This is a genomic window from Pseudoflavonifractor phocaeensis, assembly GCF_016901955.1.
GTDB classification, from domain to species: Bacteria; Bacillota; Clostridia; order Oscillospirales; family Oscillospiraceae; genus Flavonifractor; species Flavonifractor phocaeensis_A.
Genome location: NZ_JACJLC010000004.1, coordinates 22,118 through 36,045, shown reverse-complemented (window position 1 = coordinate 36,045; position 13,928 = coordinate 22,118). Strand labels below are relative to the sequence as shown.

Here is a 13,928-nt window from a genome sequence, read left to right as displayed (position 1 = left end):
CAATGTGGACATCCGGGTGGCTCTTCTATTAAAATATGTGTCAGGCGTCGTGTAAGCCGTATCATTTTACAGTATCAGTCTAAACCGGAACCAGCCATCTGCCAGATCAAATTGGCAGATGGCTCTATTTTTCCGGCAAAAAGCGGAGATCGATTGTACCCCAAGACCATGACCCTCTCTTTGGGCGACCGGCAGGCCGTTGCTGTCAAAGGAAATATTGTCGGTACATGGATTGGAAATTTCCAGCATGACGCTGGGGGAGCCCACTATCTTGCAGAGGATCTTTCGTTGGTCCCGGGGTAGCTCCAGATTGGCGTGGATGGCGTTTTCCAGAGCGTTAGCCAGGACAATGGCCAATTCTCCCTCGTCCACTGAGAGAGTATCGGATAGGGAAATTCGTGCCTCCACCGGAATACCATTATTTTTGGCCTGATCAAAATAGGAGGAAAAGACTGCGTCCAGCACAGGCGGACGGCACCATCGTGTTACGGTATGCTCATCCAACCGGGTTTGCGCGGCATCCAAAAACTTCAGAGCGGCGTCCCTGTCGCCCTGTGCCACCAATTCTGTAACGGTCTGGAGCTGGTGACGCAGATCATGGCGCTGAATTCGGATTCCTTCCTCTACTTCTTTTACCTTTTGAAGCTTCTCTTTCAGAGCTGTGATCTGCACTGCCAGCAGCGCGGCGCTGTGTTGCTCTACCTGAATACGGTACAGGTCATAGAGACTTTTAAATACTGCAATATAAACAATAATCAGAGGAATGACAGCAGCGTAAACATAGACGATCTGCGAATCGTTTTGGAGATAACTGCCCGGCCAGGAAGCCACAAAGATGAAATAGGCACAGAACACACAGGGAATCAGGGTAAGAACACCCCAGCGGGTAGGGATGATCTGAATCAGCACACGAAAGGGCTGGCGCAAAAAGCGTCGCTCCAAATAGATTATGGTCAAATAGAATGCTCCCATCAGAAGGACATTCACAAAGCCGGCCAGATCAAGGTAATCTGTCAGTAAACGGATTATAGAAACCACCAGGACAGACAGCAGAATCTGTGTCATGTGGTTAAAAACGGCCTGTACGGGAGTGTCGTTGGCCGCCCAGTAGGTAAGCACTGTGGCCGGAATAGAAATGGTGAGATAAAACAGACGGAGCAGCAGCAATTCCCCGCCCAGCCACAGCAAAACCATGCTGGAGCCGATCACCCAAAGGCCGTAAACCGCCAGAATTAACAGCAACTTTCTGCGTCCAAAGCGAAATTCGGTCAGGGTTGCCATCATTCCAACGGTCATCATTGTGATAAAGAAGGCGCGGAAAACAAGAAAAATCATATTTGCCATAGCGAATGCTCCTCCAGCCAGTAGCTGCCCCAAACTTTCCTAGAGTTCGTTGCCGGAGATTGGGGCGGCGCCATGGTCCGGCTGTTGACTCCGGTCATATATGCAGGAAATTCAACGCAAAGCTTGCTCTGCAAAGGCGAAAGCGCCTGCCGGTGGCGCGGGACCGGAGATGCGATCCGGCAGCTCTGTCGGCAATCCACAGCAGAGTGAGAATTTTACGTATATAACATCAGATTCTGAACAACCACTTTCCAATTTCGCAGCCACTTGTAAAATGAAAATAGCATGGAAGCAAAAAAACGTCAAGAGGAGCTGTCAAAAGGAGGACTGGCCATGCGGTATGACTGTAAAGCATATTTTGACCGGCGGGATTCCTTGCCCGCTCCAAAATCAGGCGGCAGCGTGTGGCCCCGGCAGAGCTGTCCAATATTTATCCCCAGAAAGGAGCACCTGCCCATAGAGGGTAGTCAGTGCTGGTTTTGCCGCTATGCAGATTTTCATCTGAAGCATCCGGTGGCCCTGGAGGTGGGGATTTGCTGCTGGCCGGATATGCAGATTGAGTAGAAGCGGGCGCTGCAGATGAGTACCTCCCTGTTGAGGGTGCCGGCGATGCCGTGGGTCACCAGGTATTCCACCTTGGAGTGATATTCCTTGTGACGCAGGTCCCGGCGCCTCCACCGAATAGGGAGTACCCTGCACTGGCGAGACGGCAAGACGGTTGGTTAGGCAAAAAAACGCCCTAAACTGGAGCGGCGCGCTGCACACCAGGATGGGCCGCAGAGGTTCTTGATCTGGCTCCGGCAAGGAAAAGTGGCAGATTTGTACCTACGGCATGCTGCTGATCCAGCGGCCCGTACCGGAGTCTTGGCTCAGTAAGTATTCTTTCAACATGATTTTCCACGACCTATTTCTCTTGCCTGTGCTGACTGGGGATACAAAAAGAAGGCAGAAGACGAACGGTTCGCCTCCTGCCTTCTGCGATGTGGTTTTGTCAGGCCAGTGACGCGCCCAGCTCGCGGCAAGCCGCAAGAGCGTCATCATCCGGAGCCTCGTTGCAGATCACGCTGTTGCAGGCCAGATTGGCCCCATCATCATTGCAGCGGGACTCCCAGCTGCGCATCCATTCGCCGTCGCCCCAGCCGTAGGAGCCGAACAGAGCAATGTTCTTCCCACTCAGCCTGCCCTCACAGGCGGTGAACATGGGCTCGAACTCGATCTCCTCCAGTTGTTCCGCCCCCATGGAGGGGCACCCAAAGGCGATGGCGTCATACTGGCCGACCTGCTCCGGCGAGAACTCAGCGGCAGTGACCACAGATACCTCGGCGCCCTTGTCCTTGGCACCTTCAGCCACCGCCATGGCCATGGCCTCGGTGTTCCCTGTGCCGCTCCAATACACTACTGCAACTTTACTCATAAGACTCAACGACCTTTCTTTCTGGATTTGTTATGGTAGAAACATCAACCAGCTACGGTGAGCTGCTCGATGGATTTCTTTTGCTGCCGCTGTCGGGAGGAGATCTTGCCGCGCATCTTAATCCCCACTGGGGCGTGAGAGCAGCGACGATTGAGCGGTTCTGCGGACACAGGCTTCTTCCCTTGCAAGTCATGGTCACAGCTAAACTGTGCGGAGGAATGGTTAGCACAGACAGAGCAAGATGAGCGAGAGACCATCCCTTGGAGTTAGTTAAAGCTAACCAATGTGTAAAAAATAATTCATCCATGACCTGTGATTAGCTGCAACTAACCGTGTGATATAATTATATACGGTACATTCCGGATTGTCAATAGGAGATGAACTTGTCTGCCAGAAAAGTGGCAATGCAGGATATCTATGTTTATAATAAGCAAAATCCCAGTTCTTTTTATTTACAGGGATTTGCATGGGGAAGTGCAGGTTGGTCCAGGAGGTGATAGTATCCAACGAGTTATGCTTCTGGAGCTGCAAGTAAGAGATTTCGAGATCAATAAAGGAACAATGGTATCTCTACCCGGCCATGAAACCTTTTCAGGAAAGCGAAAAGCCTTTCGAGTCGCCAGGAAATTCAGCGCACTGCAAAGGTATACCGGATCCTCCTATGGTATGTGCAAAAATACCGTGTGCTGTCATATGGGAAACTGAAAAAAAGGGAGGATATATCTGTTCTTCTGCGCAGTGTGGGCGACCCGATCAGAACTCAGGTGATATTCTCAATCCCTGTTCCGCAGATCATCTGCCTCGTCCCCTTTGTCCAAAATGGAGTAACTGCATCCTACCATAGGTTCCTGACAGATATAAGACGACATGTAGACTTGCGCCGCATGTAAAAATAGGCGCCGGGTAATTGATAATAAAAGGAGGCTGGGCGCGAGGCCAACGGTGAGCGCACCAGGGGATTGCGGAACCGTATGCGGTGGATGAGCGGTCCACGACCTACAATGAACCGGGCTGTGCCGGTTTCCTGCGGGACGCGGCGCTCTGCTGAGCAAACTAAGACTACCCCCCTTGAAGATGAGAGGAGAAGGCTATGGAGCAGGACAACATCATCATCCGCATTATGGAGTGCGGAGTGCTTGCTACAAAACGGCAAGCACTTCACTTGCCAGATTCGGGGTTTTCATAGCGCAACACAATAGGCCCCATTTCCCTTTCACCCTTGCAAAAATCGGTATATATGGGTATAATGAGGCTACAGTGTAGTTACTTGGACTGTTGTGCTGAGCACCATAGCTATTTATCATAGGGGTATAGGAGGTTGCCACCCTTATATACATCACGGGAAAATCAGCCATAGGCTGGCAAATGGGGAACGGGACGGGACGCGCAAGCACTCCGCCCCGTTCGCCGTCGTTTGAGGGTAGCCGAAGGGCAAGCGGCGGCGTGAGCTGGTCTGCTGCAAGGCAGGGCTGTCAGATGTACCGACCACGGGCCGTGAAGTAAGGACTCATGTCAGACCGTTATCCCGCACCCTTTGTTTCGCCTTCTGCCGCTGAAAGAGATATCCAGGCAAAGTCTTGCGCCCCAATGGTTTTGGAAATTTTCAGAATGGAGATATTGTTTTTTTGTGTTTTTTAAAACACTTTCTGATCCATTTAAGGCAAGATTTGGTCCCGAGAGATAGGGCGAAGGCCGCCCATTGTGGAGGGGCATTTTTTATAAAAGGCAAGATAACGCAGAAAATGAGTATTTTTTTCCAGACGGAACCACCTGGACATGGTATAATAAAAAAAACAGCACCTCCTGTACTGGAGGAGAGATGAGGCAGCCTATGAATAGTCAAGAAAATCTCCGCGCCATCAAAGTCATCGGACACCGCAACCCAGACACGGATTCCATCTGTTCAGCCATTGCATACAGCCGCCTAAAAAATATCTTGGACCCGGAGCATCCCTGTAAGCCCTGTCGGGCAGGGCTTTTGAACCGGGAGACAGAATTTGTCCTGGATTATTTCCAGGTTCCCGCCCCGCAGCTCTATACGGATGTAAGTCCCCAGATCCGGGACGTGGATATCCGGAGCATGGAAGGTGTGGATGGGGAGACAAGCTTGCGCCGGGCCTGGATGATTATGCGGGACCAGCAGATTGACACCCTGTGTATCGTGGACCACGAGCAGCGGCTCAAGGGCGTTATCACCGTAAAGGACGTGGCCACTGCCAACATGGACGGCCTGGATACCGCCATTCTGGAAAAGGCGGAAACCAGCTACCAGAATATTTTGGACATTCTAGAGGGAACCGTTCTGGTGGGTAGCATCGAGGGCAAACAGGTCAAGGGGCGAATCATCATCGGCTCAGGCAGTGCCGAGCAAATCGAAAAGTCTATCTCTCCAGGGGATATCGTCATTGTTGCCAACCGCAGCGAAAGCCAGCTGGCCGCCATTGAGATGGGGGCGGGCTGCGTAGTGGTATGCGCCGACAGCAAGGTCTCCCGGACCATCCGCATGCTGGCCGAGGAGCAGGGATGTATGATGATCAGCACGCCCAAGAGCACCTATGTGGCCGGACAGATGATCAGCCAGGCGGCGCCTATCCGTCACTACATGACCGAGAACGATCTGCTGACCTTCAATCTGAACAGCCCTGTGGAGGCGGCCACCAAAGTCATGACCTCCGTGCGCTACCGGTATTTCCCCGTCCTGGACGATGATGGGCGGTATGTAGGCGTGGTGTCCCGCCGGAACATGATGGGCCTGCATAAAAAGCAGCTCATCCTGGTGGATCACAACGAGAAGAACCAGGCGGTAGAGGGAATTGAGCAGGCAGAGGTCCTGGAGATCATTGACCACCACCGCATCGGCTCCATAGAGACCGACGGACCAGTCTATTTCCGCAATGTGCCCGTGGGCTGTACGTCTACTATTATCTATCAGATGTATGAGGAAAACGGCGTAGAGATCGACCGGACCACCGCAGGCCTTATGCTCTCGGCTATTTTGTCCGATACGCTGATGTTCCGCAGCCCCACCTGCACCACCGCGGATGAGCGCGCAGCTTGGAGGCTGGCCGAACTGGCAGGTGTGGAGCTGGAGGCCTACGCCGACGCTATGTTTGAGCACGGCGGGGACGTGAGCGGCAAGACTGCGGAAGAACTCTTCAATACTGACTATAAGATCTTTGACAGCGGAGCAATCCGTTTCGGTATAGGCCAGGGCAGCTACATGGTAGAGCGCAATCGGAAGGCCAGCGAAGCCCTTATCGCCCCATACCTGCCGGTGGCACTGGAGAAACAGGGACTGGATTACATCTTCTATATGTTCACTGATGTGCGAGGCTCCAGCACAGAACTGCTGATGGCTGGAAAGGGAGCTGAGTCCCTGATATCCCGGGCCTTCCAGGTAGAAGTCCAGGATGGGTTGGCCGTCCTGCCCGGGGTGGTCAGCCGGAAGATACAGTTGCTCCCCAGGATCATCAATGCGATCCGGGAGGAGGAGCAGTAGGCTTGTCTTCAAGAACACAAACGCCGCCGGATTCCGGCGGCGTTTGTGTTTGTTCAAGCTGTACTGCAACGGTCTGGGTGTCCCGGTGGGTATCGCCAAAGGAGCGGAATACCTCCAGAAGGTCGGTGACGACCCCGGCGCCAAGCAGGAGCTGCGGCACTACAAAAAGACCCTCTTTGGCAAGTGGGTGCGGCGATCATTTGATAGAAAGGGCGAGATATAACCCCAAGGGGAGGAGGCTGGAGGCCGATGGCGATTCTTGAAATTGATTTGGGGACCACCAATTCGTTGGTTGGCGTATATCGAAGCGGATGCCGGGCACCTGGATCTGGCGGTCCAGATCCAAGGCGAGCGTCAATAGCCGCCGATGGGTTCCAGAATCGTGGTATTCTCAGGCAGTGCGGTGGTCAGATCCCGAATGGTGCGGGACAGGTCTCCTGTCCCGTGGGTCACAAAGGGTACCATAGTTTTTCCAGACCAGTCATACCCCTCTAAAATGGTTAGTACCGACATGGGCAGGGGGTACCGCCAGTTGGGGAGTCCCAGAAAGACGGCGTTGTCCGCCCAGATGAAGTAGGCGATAAGGGTATGGCGCTCCTCTGCATTCTCCTGACCGGCAGGTTCCTGACTGTTGACCGGCTCAGATGGGTCAGGGAGGTGGTGCCGGAAGGAGCCTGAGGAGTATGGATGTTCTCATCTGATTCCACCGGTGGTGCGCTGCTGGTATCTTCGCTGCCACAGGAGGCAAGGGAGAAGATCAGAAGAGCTGAGAGGACAAGGGACGCCCAACGTTTTATAAGCGCTCTTTTCCTTCCTGAAATCAGAGGTCAAGACCCAGGCCGTCCACCCATTGGGCCACTTCATCCTGGCTGACCTCACTGCTGAACCGCTGGCCGTCCATCCAGGTGGCCTCCGGAGCCAAAGCGTGAAGGTCATCCAAGCTGCCGTTGATGCCGCTGGAGCCGGAGGTGCAGAAGGGAACGATGGTGGCGTCGCCAAAGTCACAGTTCTCCAGAAAGGTATAGAGTACCTTGGGTGCCTGTCCCCACCAGATGGGATACTTCCATTCTGTTTTGTCCTCCTTGTACTGAGCATAAAAAAGGGAGCCTTCACATAGAACGGAAGGCTCCAGATTATGACGAGTATTTAATTTCCGTTAGAACAGCCCCCAAGCTGCAAAAGCCTCGAAGCCTCCCGCAGATTGGATAAACTGACGCGCCACCTCTACGATTTCCTCGTAGGGTTTTCCGTCGATTTCATCGTCGCCAATGGCGCAGCACAGCTCGACAGGCTTGCCGGTCTCCTGCGCTTTGAGGAAAGCGTAGATGTTGACGGACACATCGGCTTTGGACAGGTCTTTGCCATGCAGCCCGCCACCGGTGACGGAATCCGCCATATCAGACCCGAGCTTGCGATTGGTCGCGCCGGTGTCCACATCGGTTCCGCCGGTCCAATCGCCCAGCGGATTGATTTCCGCCGTCGGGTACAACCTCTGGATGTCTGCCTTTGCAGCGTTGCTCTGGCAGATGATGATCCGATTCCCGTCGAGGATATACTTTCCGTCGAACGGGTGGGCCTCGTAGATCTCACGGGCAACTGCGGAGAGCGTCTTCTGCTCGTCCGTCAGCGGCATACCCTTGAAGATGCCGTTGTCGCCGCAGCGGAACCCCTTGCTCTGGTTGTTGCTGAGGTGCGCGTCCTGCGGCACGATGGTCAGGTCAACCTGAATCAGACCGGCGATGCGGTGGATAGCGTTGTGAATGGCTCTGACGGCCTCCGGCATGAGCAGGGGAGCCGTGGTCTCCACAATGACGTGACACACGCCATGACCGATGAGCACCTCCACCGCGATCTTCGGGTCGGGCTGGACCTGATAGGCGATGTCAACGATTGCGCCGGCAATCCTGTCGGCAATTTTGTCCGAGTGGGACGGGTTTACTTTCTCGATCATGGTATCAGTTCCTTTGCTTTATTTTTTCGTTTCCGTTAAGAGGCGGCCCCAACACGTCGCAATCCACGCTCGGGGGTGCTTGCACATACCCGTAGTGATTTGCGTAGCAATACCGATATATCAAACATTGTCACCATCTGATAAAAGGTGTTGAGGCTGGGGTGCTGGCCGTCATTCTCGTTATACATGATGGTGCGCGGAGCCCGGTCAACAATATAAGCCAGTTGCTCCTGCGTCATTCCGCTGGCCTCCCGCGCCCGCTTGATGGCGAGTCCTATATCGTGAAAATCAAATCGTCGTTCATCTCTCTCAATCTTCATAATATCACCTAATGTAATTTTACATTTCAGGTGTTATTATTTGAACGATTGCTTATTTCATGCTACTGACTATTTATTTTCGTGTTTCGATAGCGGGCAATACATATAAGGGTTGACAAACAGATTGTACTCTGTTATGCTTTATACAGACCGTTGGTTTGTATGGAGGTGCGGGATGGCAAGAAACAAATACCCGGAGGAAACCGTAAAGCTGATTTTGGATGTTGCCACCCATCTGTTTGTTGAAAAAGGATATGATGCAACATCTTTGCAGGACATTATCAACGAAACAAATCTTTCAAAAGGCGCAATTTACCATCACTTTTCGTCCAAAGAAGAAATCTTTGAAGCGATCTTTCAGCGTATAGGGGAAGAAAACACAAGTGCGTTGGCAAAAGTACGGGATGATAAATCTTTGAATGGGCTGGAAAAACTGCGGGCAATCTTTAAGGCTGCTTTGTTTAATTCTAACCAGAGTTTAATGTTGACAGTTACACCCTGCCTATTGGATAATCCGCGCTTTTTGGCGATGCAGATTGCACAGCTCTATCAGATTGTTGCTCCAAAGTTTATCCAGCCGATCTTACAGCAAGGAATTGACGATGGTTCTATTCAAGCGACAAATCCTCATGCACTGGCAGAGGCTATCATGGTCTTGTCGAATGTATGGCTCAATCCGCTGGTTAGTATGACAGACGAAACAGGGATGCGTAATCGGTGCCAAACATTTAATGACCTGTTGCAAGGTGCTGGTATCAACCAGCTTTTGGACAACGAAATGATAGATGGCTATATCAGCTACTGCAAATCTCAGCACACGGCCTAACTCCCTAAAATGAACTGCTCCCCTAAAGGGCAGTTTATTTTAGACACATATCAAACCGACGGTCGGTTTAATAATCGAATAATGGAGGTTCTTTATGCAGACAAAACTTTTCAGACGTGATTTTACTCTCGTCGTGATCGGCCAGATCATTTCTCTCTTTGGCAACGCTATCTTGCGCTTTGCCTTACCACTGTACCTGTTGCGAGAAACAGGATCGTCTACATTGTTTGGCGTAGTGACCGCCTGCTCTTTTGCACCGATGGTTATTCTTTCGATGGTCGGCGGTGTACTGGCTGACCGTGTGAACAAGCGTGACATTATGGTGGGGCTGGACTTCTCCACGGCGGCTATTATCATGCTGTTTTACTTTTCGCTGGGGAAAATCCCAACAGTTCCGCTTTTTATCATTGTCTTGATGTTGCTTTATGGTATTTCCGGTACATACCAGCCAGCAGTACAGGCAAGCGTCCCTTTGCTGGTAACGAAAGATAAGTTGATGGCTGGGAACGCTGTCATCAATCAAGTCAATACACTTTCCGGTCTGTTAGGGCCGGTGATCGGCGGCGTAATGTTTACTCTTTGGGGTATTTATCCGATTTTGCTTTTGAGTGCGGCGTGTTTTACTTTTTCCGCCATCATGGAAATCTTTATCCACATCCCGCATGAAAAGCGCCCGCGTGAAGTCGGCGTATTTCAGGTAGTCGGAATGGATCTGAAAGAAAGCTATCAGTTTGTAAAAACAGAAAAGCCCATTTTCTTTTCGGTGGTCTTTCTGGTGTCTATCTTCAACTTGGTTTTAAGCGCGGTGATGATTGTCGGAACTCCCATTCTCATTACACAAGTGTTAGGGATGTCTGACACCATGTACGGCTTCACGCAGGGGGCGCTGGCATTGGGTGGTTTGTGCGGCGGAATTTTAACCGCATTCGTATCGGAAAAGCTGAAAATTCAAAATTCGTATGTGCTACTTTTGGCTTGCTCTGCGGCTGTGGCAATTATGGGAATATCCCTCTTTTTGAATATGCCCGCTATTGTATCATATTGGGCAATCACTTTAATGAGCTTTGCGGCTATGGGTGCTTCTACTCTCTTCATGGTACAGATTTATACAATGGTGCAGACACAAACACCGCCGCAATTAGTCGGGAAAATTATGGCGGCGCTGATTTCGATTGCGATGTGTGGCCAACCGATAGGGCAGGCGATTTATGGAGTCTTATTTGATCTTTTCGCCATGCACACATGGATAGTTTTAATTGGTGCCGCAGTCGCAGCACTTTTGATTTCTTTATATTCCAAAAGGATATTTAGCCAGTTGGAAAACGGCAAATAGTTCTCCGTTGCTGGCAGAAACAGCTCTGTATAAAAGAAAAACTATACTTCGCATAAAAGCCGCTGTTTAACAGCAACGGCGGATGCTTCGGTCTGCCATCAGGATCCGGATAAAGTCTCGATAGACGCGGCAGCGTGGGTAGTCTACCAGCTGCTGGAGCTTCAGTTCATATTGAATCATAGATATTCTCCTAAAAAAAGGAGCAATTCAATCCTGCGCCTCAAGGGACGAGGATTTGATTGCTCCGTTTTGTATGATTTTATTCGGTGTCCGCCTCTTCATCCGTATCACCATGAGGAAGGGATATTTTGGCGGAAAGCAGGTTCATGGCGGTATTTTTCATAGATTCTGTCAGGTGGGTATAGTACCGCAGGGTAAATTCCATTTTAGCGTGACCAAGCTGCTCCTGCGCATAGCGTGGACTTACGCCGCTCTCGGCTAACAACGTGGCGTATGTGTGCCGAAGATTATGGAATTTGAAGTAGATGTCGCAATCCTGCTTGATGATTTTGGCCATAAATTTTTCGCTGTCTGAGGTCATCATTTTTCCGTTTTGCTTAATGTTAATAAAGTCGTCGATTTCCAATGGATCGTCCTGATGGCGCAGCCTTCGGTCCCAGACGACATTTGTTTTTTGATAGGACGTACCATACACAAGTGCGGCGGCTTCCTGGGCCTTTTTGAGTTCGGTGAGGTACTGAACAAATGGGGCTGAAACATCAATCGTCCGGTAAGAGTTTCTGGTTTTCAGGGGGGTAAAGCACCATTTTTTATCCTGGAACCTGAGCTGTTTGTCGATCCGGACGGTTCTCTTCTCAAAGTCTATGTCTGACCAGCGCAGTGCAAAGCACTCACTTACTCGGACGCCGGTATTCAAGCCGATGTAATACGCGCTTTTCACATTGGTGCTTTCGATGCGTTCTTGGATCTTCTCCCGTTCCTGAGCGGAGTAGATTACCACGTCGGAACGGTGCCTGGGATCGGGAGGAGGCGCGACATCGTCCATGGGATTCACCTTTATGACCTTATTCCGGTAAGCGTAGGAAAACAGGACATTGAACGCTTTGTACAGGCTCTTCACAAAGGACTCGCTGTACTTGCTGGACTTTTCGTGCAAAAATGTTTGTATCCTTTTGGAGTCGATCTGATATAGATACAGAGGGCCAAATTCATTCTGCAAATGATTGCGGTAAATTGATTCGTATCGCAAGATGGTGGCGTAGGCACGGGTAGCTGACGACTCGACTTGGATAAATTCCTCGGAGTTCTGCTGGAATGTGATCTTTTTGTTATCCACATATTCGCCGGTTTTATGATACTGGGCCAGAATTTCATGCATGGCTTTCACGGCTTCTTTTTGCGTCCTGAAACCGCTGCCTTCGATCTGCTTTCTTTTGCCATCTATTTTCATTTTCCCAAGACCGACACGGTATGACCAGGTCTTACCGCGTAATCTTACGCTTCCACTGCCTTTCATCGGCGCCGCCTCCTAGCCCAAATGATCTGGACGCAGCATAGCGTGGCGTTTGACGAATGACAAAGTTTTTCCCACGCTTTTCCCACAGTGCGGGAAAATACAAATAAATAACACGGGACTTGATTTGCGATCATTGGATCATCAAGTCCCGTGTACTTTGTTCGTAAATCTCTTGAAATCAGGAGAAATACGGGTATTTAATTGTATCTAGGTTTCGCTATTTTTGCCTGAGCGATTAGCCGAAGTAGCGCTTCAGCAGGCCCTCAAAGGCCTTGCCGTGGCGGGCCTCGTCGCGAGCCATCTCGTGCACGGTGTCGTGGATGGCGTCCAGGTTCAGCTCCTTGGCCTTCTTGGCCAGCTCAAACTTGCCCATGGTGGCGCCGTTCTCAGCGTCCACACGCATCTCCAGGTTCTTCTTGGTAGAGTCGGTCAGGACCTCGCCCAGCAACTCGGCAAACTTGGCGGCGTGCTCGGCCTCCTCCAGAGCGGCCTTCTCCCAGTACAGGCCGATCTCAGGATAGCCCTCACGGTGAGCCACACGGCTCATGGCCAGATACATACCAACCTCAGAGCACTCGCCCTGGAAGTTCTCGCGCAGGCCCTGGATAATCTCCTCGGGAGCGCCCTTGGCCACGCCCACCACATGCTCGGCAGCCCAGGTGCGATCGCCGCCCTGGAGGACAAACTTCTCCTTGGGAGCCTTACAGATGGGGCAGAAGTCAGGGGCGGAATCCCCTTCATGAACATAACCGCAGACAGAGCAGACCCACTTTTTCATGTGATTTTCCTCCTACATTCATATGATAATATTTATATTGACTTGGGATTATCTGAAGTGCTAATCAGTAATGATTATCATTTCTGATATTAAGATAGCACAACTTAACTTTTCCGTCAAGTCTTTTTTTCGATTTGAGGGGACTTTTTTTCCTGGCAGAGCGAAGGCCTGCCGTATCCTTATGATAACACGGGGAGAAGGGGGACGCAAGTAGGCTAATTGAGTAAGATTGTCCGAAAAAAGTAAATTTTCCGCCATTCACACCAGAACAGGGAAGAGGCATAGTATGGTGCGAGACCGGGCCGGACAGCGGGATAAACCGCCGCCGAAGTCGGGTTTCCATCTTGAAACAGGAGGTACTTCCTATGATGGGGTGCAACAATGGCTGTGGTAATGGTTTCGGCGGCAATGGCTGCCTGTGGATCATTCTGATCATCATCCTGCTGTGCTGCTGCTGCGGGGGGAACGGCTGTGGAAACGGCTGCGGCTGTGGCTGCAACAGCTGCTGCTGAGTTCATAGACTCCATAAGCCATGAAAAAGCGTGGGGCCGCTGCGGAACAGCGGTCCCTCGCTTTTTCATGCGTAAAACAGTCAGTCATGGGAGCCCAGGGCGTGGGCCTTAATCTTCTGGAAGGTCTCTTCGCTTAGGTCATGCTCCACCTTGCAGGCATCTGCGGCGGCTACCTCAGGGCTGACGCCCAGGTGAATGAAAAACTGGGTGAGCAACTGGTGCCGTTCAAAGATCCGGCGGGCGATCTCCTCGCCGGCGGGGAGCAGGGAAATCAAACCGTCCTTATCCATTTCAATATACCCGCTTTCCCGCAGCTTTTTCATGGCCACGCTGACGCTGGGCTTGGAGAAATGGAGCTGATTGGCAATGTCAATGGAGCGCACCATGCCGTGCTGCTCCCGCAGGCTTAGGATGGCCTCCAGATAGTTTTCAGATGATTCGTAAATATTCATTGTGCGCTCCTGTTCTGTTACA

At 51.4% G+C, this 13,928-nt stretch carries 15 protein-coding genes and 1 pseudogene; 6 read left to right on the top strand and 10 right to left on the bottom strand.

Features of this window, described 5'->3' with window-relative positions; genetic code table 11:
• Positions 1 to 66: 66 nt before the first annotated feature.
• Positions 67 to 1,344: a sensor histidine kinase gene (locus tag H6B51_RS01795; protein WP_204882035.1), complete on the bottom strand. Its 1,278-nt coding sequence runs from the start codon at positions 1,342 to 1,344 to the stop codon at positions 67 to 69.
• Positions 1,345 to 1,677: 333 nt separating this feature from the next.
• Between H6B51_RS01795 and H6B51_RS01790 the strand changes: the two genes are divergently transcribed.
• On the top strand, positions 1,678 to 1,908 hold the full coding sequence (locus H6B51_RS01790; RefSeq protein ID WP_204882034.1) for a hypothetical protein: 231 nt from the start codon (positions 1,678 to 1,680) through the stop codon (positions 1,906 to 1,908).
• Positions 1,909 to 2,335: 427 nt separating this feature from the next.
• Here the strand turns inward: H6B51_RS01790 and H6B51_RS01785 are convergent, their stop codons facing one another.
• Both H6B51_RS01785 and H6B51_RS18015 read right to left on the bottom strand, forming a co-directional pair.
• Entirely contained in the window at positions 2,336 to 2,758 is a 423-nt protein-coding gene (locus tag H6B51_RS01785; RefSeq protein ID WP_204882033.1) for a flavodoxin, read from the bottom strand.
• Between the two features lie 44 nt (positions 2,759 to 2,802).
• Positions 2,803 to 2,928, bottom strand: a complete 126-nt coding sequence (locus tag H6B51_RS18015; protein ID WP_275967487.1) for a hypothetical protein — start codon at positions 2,926 to 2,928, stop codon at positions 2,803 to 2,805.
• Between the two features lie 1,661 nt (positions 2,929 to 4,589).
• Here H6B51_RS18015 and H6B51_RS01780 point away from each other — a divergent pair.
• Together H6B51_RS01780 and H6B51_RS01775 are read left to right on the top strand one after the other, a co-directional pair.
• Positions 4,590 to 6,257 (top strand): putative manganese-dependent inorganic diphosphatase, encoded by a 1,668-nt coding sequence (locus tag H6B51_RS01780; RefSeq protein ID WP_204882032.1) that lies wholly within the window; start codon positions 4,590 to 4,592, stop codon positions 6,255 to 6,257.
• A 49-nt stretch (positions 6,258 to 6,306) separates the two neighbouring features.
• Positions 6,307 to 6,480: a hypothetical protein gene (locus H6B51_RS01775; protein WP_204882031.1), complete on the top strand. Its 174-nt coding sequence runs from the start codon at positions 6,307 to 6,309 to the stop codon at positions 6,478 to 6,480.
• Positions 6,481 to 6,611: 131 nt separating this feature from the next.
• On the opposite strand, the gene H6B51_RS01770 is transcribed toward H6B51_RS01775, so the two are convergent.
• From H6B51_RS01770 to H6B51_RS01755, 4 genes and pseudogenes are all read right to left on the bottom strand, one after another.
• Positions 6,612 to 6,803, bottom strand: a complete 192-nt coding sequence (locus tag H6B51_RS01770; RefSeq protein WP_275967488.1) for a flavodoxin — start codon at positions 6,801 to 6,803, stop codon at positions 6,612 to 6,614.
• A 274-nt stretch (positions 6,804 to 7,077) separates the two neighbouring features.
• A complete protein-coding gene (locus H6B51_RS01765) occupies positions 7,078 to 7,311 on the bottom strand; it encodes a flavodoxin (protein ID WP_418055052.1) in 234 nt (77 codons plus the stop codon).
• 102 nt (positions 7,312 to 7,413) lie between these two features.
• Positions 7,414 to 8,208 carry an S-adenosylmethionine synthetase N-terminal domain-containing protein gene (locus H6B51_RS01760; protein ID WP_204882030.1) on the bottom strand — a complete coding sequence of 265 codons (795 nt, stop codon included), beginning with the start codon at positions 8,206 to 8,208 and terminating at the stop codon, positions 7,414 to 7,416.
• Between the two features lie 110 nt (positions 8,209 to 8,318).
• Positions 8,319 to 8,528 (bottom strand): annotated as a pseudogene (locus tag H6B51_RS01755) (helix-turn-helix transcriptional regulator); the annotation flags it as partial.
• A gap of 175 nt (positions 8,529 to 8,703) precedes the next feature.
• Here H6B51_RS01755 and H6B51_RS01750 point away from each other — a divergent pair.
• Together H6B51_RS01750 and H6B51_RS01745 are read left to right on the top strand one after the other, a co-directional pair.
• Positions 8,704 to 9,354: a TetR/AcrR family transcriptional regulator gene (locus tag H6B51_RS01750; RefSeq protein WP_204882029.1), complete on the top strand. Its 651-nt coding sequence runs from the start codon at positions 8,704 to 8,706 to the stop codon at positions 9,352 to 9,354.
• Between the two features lie 94 nt (positions 9,355 to 9,448).
• A complete protein-coding gene (locus H6B51_RS01745) occupies positions 9,449 to 10,687 on the top strand; it encodes an MFS transporter (protein ID WP_204882028.1) in 1,239 nt (412 codons plus the stop codon).
• A gap of 259 nt (positions 10,688 to 10,946) precedes the next feature.
• Here the strand turns inward: H6B51_RS01745 and H6B51_RS01740 are convergent, their stop codons facing one another.
• On the bottom strand, positions 10,947 to 12,164 hold the full coding sequence (locus H6B51_RS01740; protein ID WP_204882027.1) for a site-specific integrase: 1,218 nt from the start codon (positions 12,162 to 12,164) through the stop codon (positions 10,947 to 10,949).
• Positions 12,165 to 12,399: 235 nt separating this feature from the next.
• Complete coding sequence (locus H6B51_RS01735) at positions 12,400 to 12,942, bottom strand: NADH peroxidase (RefSeq protein ID WP_204882026.1); 543 nt, start codon at positions 12,940 to 12,942, stop codon at positions 12,400 to 12,402.
• A 365-nt stretch (positions 12,943 to 13,307) separates the two neighbouring features.
• On the opposite strand from H6B51_RS01735, the gene H6B51_RS01730 reads away from it, so the two are divergent.
• A complete protein-coding gene (locus H6B51_RS01730) occupies positions 13,308 to 13,454 on the top strand; it encodes a hypothetical protein (RefSeq protein WP_204882088.1) in 147 nt (48 codons plus the stop codon).
• A gap of 80 nt (positions 13,455 to 13,534) precedes the next feature.
• On the opposite strand, the gene H6B51_RS01725 is transcribed toward H6B51_RS01730, so the two are convergent.
• The gene (locus H6B51_RS01725; RefSeq protein ID WP_204882025.1) at positions 13,535 to 13,906 is read right to left on the bottom strand and encodes a metal-dependent transcriptional regulator; all 372 of its coding nucleotides are present in this window, start codon (positions 13,904 to 13,906) and stop codon (positions 13,535 to 13,537) included.
• Positions 13,907 to 13,928 lie beyond the last annotated feature (22 nt).